The following is a 7,211-nucleotide window of genomic DNA, read 5'->3' as shown; positions in this document are numbered from 1 at the left end:
GGGCTACCGGCTCGCGTCTGAGAGGTCGATTCCGCGCTCGGTGGCGAGGGCTTGGAGCTTCTCGGCATCGTCGACTTGAATGCAGACGCAGGCGTGAAGGCCGTCGTTGTCGCGGCGCACGATGTAGTAGGCGGTGCTGTCGGTCAGCTGGTGGCCGTGGGCATCGTAGAAGTGCCAGCGCACGTGGACGAGCGTGATCACGTCGGTGAGCTGCCTGACGTCCAGGCACTCGTGGCCGACAGAGGTCAGGCCGAGTCTCCGATACAAGGGATAGGACCGTTCGAGGCCCCGAGCCATGGCGTCGCGATCTTCGAGGACGCCGGCGAACCGATCATCGAGGATCATCCCGGGAGTGGCCCAGAGACCGGCTGCAGCTCGAGAGTCGAAGCCCGTCAGCGTGGTGGCGTAGCGGGCCAGGTAGTCGTCGATCTCAGCGGCGAGCGGCCTCATGGTGACGACTCTAGGGCGAACCGGAGTCAGGCCAACCGTGCCGGCCCGCCGCCGAGCGTCCGCACCTCGACGCCGGTGAAGCCGAAGTCCCCCTGAGTGACGACCTCGCGGCTCACCACGGTCGTGCCGTCGTGCTCGGCCACGGCGTACCGCTCCTCGTGCGGAGCCGCCCACCCGTCGCCGGCGTCGGTGAGCAGCCGGCCCCCGGGTGCGGGCCGGCCCGGCTCCGGAGGCGCCACGAGCAGCACCAGCCGGCCGTCCTCCTCGGTCGGTACGACGGCTCCGGCGCGCACGAACCACGGGGTGTCGTCGAGCCCCACCGGCAGCTCGACGGCCCCCTCGTGGCGCTCGCCGGTGTCCCCGTGGACCCACCCGCCCGCGGGCAGGCGAAGCCTGCGCACGGTGGCCCCCTCGTCCAGGACAGGGGCCACCAGGACGTCGTCGCCGAGCAGGAACTCCTCGCCGCTGCCTCGCAGGCTCGGGTCGGCCCAGGCCAGCGGGCGCACGTACGGCGCTCCTGAGCGGCCGGCCTCCAGGGCGAGGGAGTACCACAGCGGCAGCAGCCGGTAGCGACGCTCGAGCGCGACCCGCAGCCGCCCGAGCACCTCCTCGCCCCACTCCCACGGCTCTCGCCGCGGGAGGTACCAGGCGCAGTGGGTCCGGAAGAACGGCAGGAACGAGGCCAGCTGGAACCAGCGGGTGAACAGCTCGGGGGAGGGCGTTCCCGTGAAGCCGCCGATGTCCGGGCCGGAGTACCCGACGCCGGACACGCCGTACCCGAGACAGTGGGTCAGCGAGGCTCGCAGCGCCGCCCAGTCGGTCTGGATGTCGCCGGTCCAGTGGCCGCCGTACCGCTGCATCCCGGCCCATCCGGAGCGGGAGAACAGGAACGGACGCCGGTCGGGCTGGAGTAGCCGCAGACCCTCGTAGGAGGCCCGGCTCATCTGGAGCCCGTACACGTTGTGGGCCGTGCGGTGGTCGGCCGGGTTGCCGTCGAGGTCGTGCCGGGTGGCGAGCGGGAAGGTCGGGTCCCCCCAGGCGACGAAGCAGGCGGGCTCGTTCATGTCGTGCCAGTAGCCGGCGACGCCCAGCCGCGCGTAGAAGGACAGCTGCTCGCCCCACCACTCCCGGGTGGCGGCGGCGGTGAAGTCGGGGAAGACCGTCGGACCCGGCCACACCACCCCCTCCAGGGGCCGCCCCTCCGCGACCTGGCACAGATGGCGGCCGGCGAGCGCCTCCCGGTAGACCGGGTAGGCGCGCGACCTCGCCAGCCCGGCGTCCACGATGACGACGACCCGCACGCCCGCGTCGGCCAGCTCCTGGACCATCGCCTCCGCGTCGCTCCACTCCTGCGTGCCGAAGCTGAAGTTGCGGAACCGCTCCATGTGGTCGATGTCCACGTGGAGCGCCGACACCGGCAGCCGGTGCTCGGCGAACCGGCGCCCGACCTCACGCACCGCCCGGCTGGAGCCGTACCCCCAGCGGGCCTGGTGGTACCCCAGCGCCCACCGGGGAGGGGCCGCCGGGCGTCCGGTGAGCGCGGTCCAGGCGTCCATCACCTCCGCCAGGGAGCCCACGGACACGTGCAGGCGCACCGGCCCCGCCTCGAACCGCTGGACGACCTGCTCACCAACGGTGTCGATCGTGCCGTCGCAGGTGTTGTCCACGAAGGCCTGCACCGCGCCGAGGTCGTCCAGGACGGTGAGCACCGGCGTGGTGACGTAGAGGGGGTCGTCGCCGGGCAACCAGGCCCCGCCGGGGTCGGTGTTCCAGCAGCGGAACGTGCCGCCCCGCAGGTCCCACCCGGCGCTGCGCCCGCCGAGCCCGTGCAGGGTCTGTCCCGGGAGCAGCGCGGTGCGCAGCGTCCAGGCGCTGCCCTGCCACTGCGGCGGTCCGTCGGAGCGGCGGACCCTGCCCTCGGCGTCGCGGACGCTCAGGGCGCCGTCGCGGGCCACGGCCACGCTGACGCCCGGCCCGCAGACCAGCCAGCCCTCCTCGGTCTCGGTGAGCTGCGGCCGCCGGGGCCGGCCGGCGTCCACGACGGCGTACGACAGGAGCGCGAGCGCGTCGTCCCAGCCCACCGACACCTGGCCGGGCCGGGGGAAGCGGATCTCGAGCGTCGCGTCGGTGAACCGGACGCGGATCCCCTCGTCGGTGCACTCGGCACCCCGGGCCGGCCCGGGCACCCGGAACGGCTGCCGGGGACGCGGCGGGAGGGCCCGGTCGGCCCGGTCCCGAGCCCGGGTGTACCGGACGGCCCGCAGCGAGTTGGCCCAGCCGATGATCCTCGCCCCGTGCAGGAGGCCGCGCACTCCGTCCATCGCTGGTCACCCTAGTGGGCACGCCGTCCGGGATCCCCGGGGCCGTGCACCACGCCGGTAGGTTCGGGGCCGTGCGCCTGCGTTCCGTGCTGTTCTGGCTGCTGCTGGCGGCGCTGCTCGTGCCGGCCGGACTGCTGACGTACGCGCGGTGGGCCCAGCCGCCGGGTGGCACCTGGCTGCGGGTGGTGGCGTTCACGCCGTGGGCGGTCCCGGCGTACGCCGCGGCGATCGGCCTGCTGCTGGTGCGGGTGGTGCTGCCCGGCCGCGGCCTGCGGCTGGTGTGGCTGCTGGGGGCCCTGGCGCTGCTCGCGCCGCTGGCCGTGCACCTGTGGTGGTTCTCCCCGCAGCTGGTCGGGGCGAACCCGCCGCCCGCCCGGGACGCGGCCCCACTCACCGTCCTGACGGTCAACTCCCTGCGCGGCGAGGTGGACGCGCTGGCCCTGGTCGAGGCGGCGACGACCGCCGACGCCGACCTGCTCGTGGTGGAGGAGATCACCCCGGGCGAGCTGGCGACGCTCGAGCGCGGCGGCCTCGCCGAGGGCTGGCCCTACCGCGCCGGGCAGCCCCGGGCCGGGGTGGACGGCACGATGGTGTTCTCCCGGCTCCGGCTCGGGCGGCCGGAGCGGATCGCGACCACCATGGACTCGTGGGCGGTCACGGTGTCCACCGACACCGGTGACCTGCGGCTGCTCGCGGTGCACGCCTGGCCCCCGACCGTCCCGGCCCGCTGGCGCGCCGACCACCACGCGATCCGGGTCGCGGCCCCCGGGGCGGACCTGGTCGTCGGCGACCTCAACGCGACGCCCGACCACCAGCCGGTCCAGGTGCTGGCGGAGCTGGGGCTGCGGTCGGTCGCCGAGCTGGCGAACGAGGGCTGGCAGCCGACCTGGCCCGGCAACGGGGAGTACCCGCTGCTCGGGGTGGGCCTGCCGCCGCTGGTGCAGATCGACCACGTCCTGGTCGGCGAGCGGCTGGCCGCGCTCTCGACGCGGACCGTCGCGGTCGACGGCACCGACCACCTCGCGGTGGTGGCCGAGGTGGCCCTCCAGTGAGCGTGCCTGCGGGGGACGGGTCGGAGTCGCTGCGGCGCAGGGGCGCGCCGTACGCTTGACGGCACCATGGACCAGCCCGCCACCACCGTCTACCTCGACCACGCGGCGACCACGCCGATGCTTCCCGAGGCGATCCAGGCGATGGCCGAGCACCTCGGGGACGTCGGCAACCCCAGCTCGTTGCACGCGGCCGGGCGCAGCGCGCGGCGCGTCGTCGAGGAGTCGCGCGAGCGGATCGCGCAGGCGCTCGGCAGCCGTCCGGGGGAGGTGGTGTTCACCTCGGGCGGCACCGAGTCGGACAACCTGGCCGTGAAGGGCATCTTCTGGGCCCGCCGGACCGAGGACCCTCGCCGGGTGCGGATCTTGTCCAGCTCCGTCGAGCACCACGCGGTCCTCGACGCGCTCGCCTGGCTCGAGACGTTCGCCCAGGCGCGCGTCGAGCTGCTGCCCGTCGACGCCTCGGGCGCGGTGGAGGTGGCCGCGCTGCGCGCCGCCGTCGAACGGGACCCGGCCTCGGTGGCGCTGGTGAGCGTGATGTCCGCCAACAACGAGGTGGGGACCCTGCAGCCGGTCGCGGAGGTCGTGGCGATCGCGGCCGATCACGGCATCCCGGTGCACACCGACGCGGTGCAGGCCCTCGGCCAGGTGCCCGTCGACTTCGGCACGCTGGGCGTCGACGCGCTCACGCTCACCGGGCACAAGGTCGGGGGACCGTTCGGGGTCGGCGCGCTGGTGCTGCGCCGGGAGGTGGCGGTCACCCCGCTGCTGCACGGCGGCGGCCAGGAGCGCGACATCCGCAGCGGCACCCTGGACACCCCGGCCATCGCCGGGCTGGCCCGGGCGGTCGAGCTGTCCGTCAGGCACCAGGCCGAGCACGCCCTCCGGGTGGGCCGCCTGCGCGACGACCTGGTCCGTGGGGTGCAGGAGCAGGTGCCGGACGCGCTGCTCAACGGCGACCCCGTGCGCCGGCTTCCCGGCAACGCCCACCTGACCTTCCCGGGCTGCCAGGGGGACTCCCTGCTGATGCTGCTGGACGCGCGCGGGATCGCCTGCTCCACCGGGTCGGCGTGCTCGGCCGGCGTGCCGCAGCCCTCCCACGTGCTGGTGGCGATGGGGCGCTCGGACGATTCCGCGCGGTCCTCCCTGCGCTTCTCCCTCGGGCGCACCAGCACCGCCCAGGACGTCGCCGCGCTGGTCGCGGCGATCGGACCGGTCGTCGAGCGGGCCCGGCTGTCCGGCTCACGCGCGGCCGTCGGCCGATGAGGGTGCTGGCTGCGCTGTCCGGCGGCGTGGACTCGGCGGTGGCCGCTGCCCGCGCCGTGGACGCCGGGCACCAGGTCACCGGGATCCATCTCGCGCTCGCGCGCCACCCGACGTCGTACCGCTCCGGCGCGCGGGGCTGCTGCACGCTCGAGGACGCCCACGACGCGCGTCGTGCGGCTGACGTCCTGGGCATCCCGTTCTACGTCTGGGACCTCTCCGAGCGCTTCCACGAGGACGTCGTGGAGGACTTCCTCGACGAGTACGCCGCTGGCCGCACCCCGCATCCCTGCCTGCGCTGCAACGAGAGGATCAAGTTCGCCGCCGTCCTGGACCGGGCCCTGGGCCTCGGGTTCGACGCGGTGGCCACCGGGCACTACGCCCGGCTGCGGACCGGCCGGGACGGCGGGGTCGAGCTGCACCGGGCGGCGGACGGAGGCAAGGACCAGTCCTACGTGCTCGGGGTGCTGACCCAGCCGCAGCTGGCGCACGCGCTGTTCCCCCTCGGCGACAGCCTGAAGAGCGACGTACGCCGCGAGGCGGCCGGGCGGGGGCTGCTGGTCGCCGACAAGCCGGACAGCCACGACCTCTGCTTCGTCTCCGACGGCGACACGGCGGGCTGGCTGCGGGAGAGGCTCACCGAGCGGCCCGGCGACCCGGTCCGTCACGCCGGCGACATCGTCGACGACGCCACCGGGGAGGTGCTGGGTCACCACCGGGGCAGCTACGGCTTCACCGTGGGGCAGCGCAAGGGGCTCGGGATCGAGCGGCCGACCGCCGACGGGCGGCCGCGCTTCGTGCTCGCGATCGAGCCGAGCTCGGGCACCGTGCGGGTGGGGCCCCGGGAGGGCCTGAGCGTCGACCGGATCACCGCGGGGCGCCCGCGCTGGAGCGGAGAGGCGCCCCCCGGCGCACTGTCCGCCGGGGTGCAGCTGCGTGCCCACGGCGCGGAGCACCGAGCCGTGGTGAGCGTCACCGGGAACGACGTGGAGATCCGGCTCCTGGAGCCCGCTCAGGGCGTCGCGCCGGGACAGTCGGCGGTGATCTACGCCGGCACCCGGGTGGTCGGGTCGGCGACGATCGAGAGCACCCGGCACGCCCGCTCCGTCACGGGGTGACCGAGGCCGTCGGACTCTCCAGCGGCACGACCGGCGACCCACTGGGGGAGCCGGTCGGGCTCGGGGTCGGGCTGGGCTCGACCGTGGGGCTCGGGGTCGGGCTGGGCTCCTGCGTGGGGGTGGGCGAGGGGGAGGACGGCGCGGTCGGCGTCGTCGGCTGCGGGCTCGGCTGGTTGTCGCGCGAGCCCCCTCCGCCGGTGACCCGTCCGAGGGTGGTCCCACCGCCGCTCCCGTTGGTCAACGACGAGACGGGCTTCCCGACCAGCCCTTCGACCATGGTCAGCGCGGCCAGTCCCAGCACGAGTGCGGCCGCCGCGCCGACGGCGAGGCGCCGCCACGGCCAGTCCCGCCAGGTCCGGTCCGGCTCCTCCACCGGGGGGCGCGTCGCACCGGCGGGCAGCCGGGCTCCCCGCACGACGGCGTGGCCCCGCTGCAGCGAGTAGGTGTAGGTGGCCGCGCCCACGGTGCCCACGATGCTGCCCAGGGCGGCACCGACCAGGGTCCCGGTCACCCCCAGCCAGGAGGCGAGCACGGCCCCGGAGACCGCGGCCAGCGCCGAGCCCGCCACCTGCGCGGGTGACAGGCCCAGCCGTGGGGCGGTCTCAGTCAGCGCCAGGACGGGCAGGGGTCGGCCGTTCGGGTCGTCGGTCTCGGCGGGGTCGAGGCCGGAGTGGGACATGGTGCTGCATCACTTTCGTCTCGGGTACTCAGGGTCTGACGATCGGCGTGGGCCGAGGGTTTCCTCGGGCGGGGGTGATCCCCGCCACGGGCCCGGGCCAGGGCAGGATGGGGGCATGCTGGCGACCGGGATCGGCTCGATGCCTGGGACCGACGCGCGCGACCTCGCCGAGGCCGTCCGGGTCGTCCTCGGAGAGCTGTCCGGGCCACCTGGCCTGCCGTACCTGCCCGAGCTCCCGGGTCGCGGTCCGGCCGGCGGGCCGACCGGCCGGACCCTCGCCCTGGTCGCCGGGCTGGGCGCGGACCTGCAGCCGGCGGGCTGGCGGCTGACC

Annotated in this window: 6 protein-coding genes and 1 pseudogene; 4 read left to right on the top strand and 3 right to left on the bottom strand. The window is 75.3% G+C overall.

The window, feature by feature from the left end; translation table 11 throughout:
* Window positions 1-3 precede the first annotated feature (3 nt).
* Complete coding sequence (locus PLP61_RS13130; RefSeq protein WP_324503184.1) at window positions 4-450, bottom strand: DUF6841 family protein; 447 nt, start codon at window positions 448-450, stop codon at window positions 4-6.
* Window positions 451-476: 26 nt separating this feature from the next.
* Window positions 477-2,771: a glycoside hydrolase family 31 protein gene (locus tag PLP61_RS13125; protein ID WP_324503183.1), complete on the bottom strand. Its 2,295-nt coding sequence runs from the start codon at window positions 2,769-2,771 to the stop codon at window positions 477-479.
* Between the two features lie 71 nt (window positions 2,772-2,842).
* On the opposite strand from PLP61_RS13125, the gene PLP61_RS13120 reads away from it, so the two are divergent.
* The 3 genes from PLP61_RS13120 to mnmA all read left to right on the top strand — a co-directional run bounded on the left by PLP61_RS13120 (window position 2,843) and on the right by mnmA (window position 6,201).
* On the top strand, window positions 2,843-3,823 hold the full coding sequence (locus PLP61_RS13120; protein WP_324503182.1) for an endonuclease/exonuclease/phosphatase family protein: 981 nt from the start codon (window positions 2,843-2,845) through the stop codon (window positions 3,821-3,823).
* 66 nt (window positions 3,824-3,889) lie between these two features.
* Window positions 3,890-5,086 carry a cysteine desulfurase family protein gene (locus PLP61_RS13115; protein ID WP_324503181.1) on the top strand — a complete coding sequence of 399 codons (1,197 nt, stop codon included), beginning with the start codon at window positions 3,890-3,892 and terminating at the stop codon, window positions 5,084-5,086.
* The gene (gene mnmA / locus PLP61_RS13110; RefSeq protein WP_324503180.1) at window positions 5,083-6,201 is read left to right on the top strand and encodes a tRNA 2-thiouridine(34) synthase MnmA; all 1,119 of its coding nucleotides are present in this window, start codon (window positions 5,083-5,085) and stop codon (window positions 6,199-6,201) included. The genes PLP61_RS13115 and mnmA overlap by 4 nt, the downstream gene beginning before the upstream one ends.
* Here mnmA and PLP61_RS13105 read toward each other — a convergent pair.
* Complete coding sequence (locus PLP61_RS13105; protein WP_324503179.1) at window positions 6,191-6,880, bottom strand: hypothetical protein; 690 nt, start codon at window positions 6,878-6,880, stop codon at window positions 6,191-6,193. The two genes, mnmA and PLP61_RS13105, sit on opposite strands and share 11 nt — an antisense overlap.
* Before the next feature lie 115 nt (window positions 6,881-6,995).
* Between PLP61_RS13105 and PLP61_RS13100 the strand changes: the two are divergent.
* Window positions 6,996-7,211 (top strand): annotated as a pseudogene (locus PLP61_RS13100) (methionine synthase); the annotation flags it as partial.

The organism is Nocardioides sp. (assembly GCF_035429765.1).
Classification (GTDB): Bacteria; Actinomycetota; Actinomycetes; order Propionibacteriales; family Nocardioidaceae; genus Nocardioides.
Note: the sequence above shows the minus strand (reverse complement) of the source record. Positions and strands in the feature narration are given on the sequence as shown.